2 protein-coding genes are annotated in these 1,542 nt (G+C 57.2%); both read right to left on the bottom strand.

Annotated features, from left to right (window positions below):
• Nucleotides 1–159: 159 nt before the first annotated feature.
• Complete coding sequence (locus ACFWPJ_RS32480; RefSeq protein ID WP_378857297.1) at nt 160–489, bottom strand: hypothetical protein; 330 nt, start codon at nt 487–489, stop codon at nt 160–162.
• A 95-nt stretch (nt 490–584) separates the two neighbouring features.
• A partial coding sequence (locus ACFWPJ_RS32485) for a polymorphic toxin type 24 domain-containing protein (RefSeq protein ID WP_378857299.1) occupies nt 585–1,542 on the bottom strand: 958 nt, incomplete at its 5' end.

The raw sequence follows: 1,542 nt of genomic DNA on the forward strand, positions 1-1,542 counted from the left end.
GACCTCTACCAGGGCGCCTTCACGCTTTCGCATTGTCGCCCAACACTTTCCGGTTTGTCCGCAGGTCAATCTGCCGCAGCACCGCTTGCCCGGAAGGCTCAATGCGACTGCTCTGCAACCATGTTCACCCCGAAGGGTCGCACCCATCCGATAATCTGATCAGCGTGGGTTGTGATGCCCCATGTATTGTTCGATATCGGTCATGCCGCGGCGAAAGTCATCGGATTCGCCGACGACGTCAAAAGATCTCAGCGTGTTCAGGACTGGTACCTCGCCCAGCGCTTCGAGTTCTTCGATTTTGTACATGATGTAGTCGGCATCGGGGTCATCGACGGTCCGGCCGAGTTCGACAGCGATGGCATGGATCCCGCCCCGACCTCCGAACCGGGCTAGCGCTTCAGCCGCATCGATCATCACGGTGACATTCTGGTCGTGCAGCATTTCACTGAGCCGGGAAAGCACCGCCGCGTAGCTGGCCCACGCGGCCAAGTCTTGTATCGCGCCAAGTCGATCGCTTGCATTTGTGCTCAGTGAACGCGCGAGAGCATTAGTGATAAAGTCGTTGGATTGACTATTGGGTGGCATTACGGTATCTCCTCCGGTGTCGCCGCGCGAACCGAGCCGGGTAGGGTCTGCCCGAAGTATTCGCCGGTTTTCGGGTTCTGATTCTTCTTTATGTCAACAACATGCGGTGTTGGTATCTCCTGGCCGGTGGTCTTGTCAAAGTGGGATTTTCCGGTGAGATCGACTCGTTTGGTGGCGATTCCGTCTTCGTCGAAGTAGGTGTAGTGCGTTATATTTCCGTTGGCATCCTTTTTTACCATGTACGAATTTGGCGTTCCCTTCGTTGGCAGCATTCGATCGGTGCAGACCGAGGCGCCGTCCAATGTCTTGCTCAGCGGTGATCGAGGAGTTAGCTTAGAGCTAATCCCGGTTCGGATGCGTTCGTATAGGTCCTGCATGGATTTCCAGGCCGCCTTGCATGTGGTCTTCACATTCTCGGCGATTCCTGCGAGTTGTACAAATTTCCTTTTCCGCCAAGCGGAGACTGCATCGCCAATCCTAGTAGCCCACTTCTTGGCTGATGCGACGGCCTTGGCGCCGGCGAGCATGGTTCCCGGCCCGGGAGCCAAGCATGTTGCGACAACGGTAAACGCCAAGTCGAGTGCCGCATCCGCGACGATAGCGTTGATGAATCCGTTGATCTGGTTGCGTAGCTCGATGATCGAGTCTTTGTAGTCGGTGCAGGCTTTGCTGAGTTGGTTGCACAGATTCAGGAGCTCGCCGATAGAATTCTCGATGGTTTTCAGGTCTTCGTGGACCTGTGTAGCGTCCTTGGAGGTGACGCCTTGGAAGAGGCTGGCTGCGATCGTGATCTTGTCTTTGGCATTGGTGTTGACGTACACCCGGCCGAGCCGGTCCCAGGCGTCGGCGGCTTTGGCGAGAGTGTCGGTGTTGCCGTCGGGTAATGGGCAGTTGATGGCATCGCGGACGGCGATTGCGGGGTGTGGCCGGCCGTCGGGCGGTCCCCCCGCAGCACTT

It is taken from the genome of Nocardia sp. NPDC058497 (assembly GCF_042720195.1).
GTDB lineage: Bacteria > Actinomycetota > Actinomycetes > Mycobacteriales > Mycobacteriaceae > Nocardia.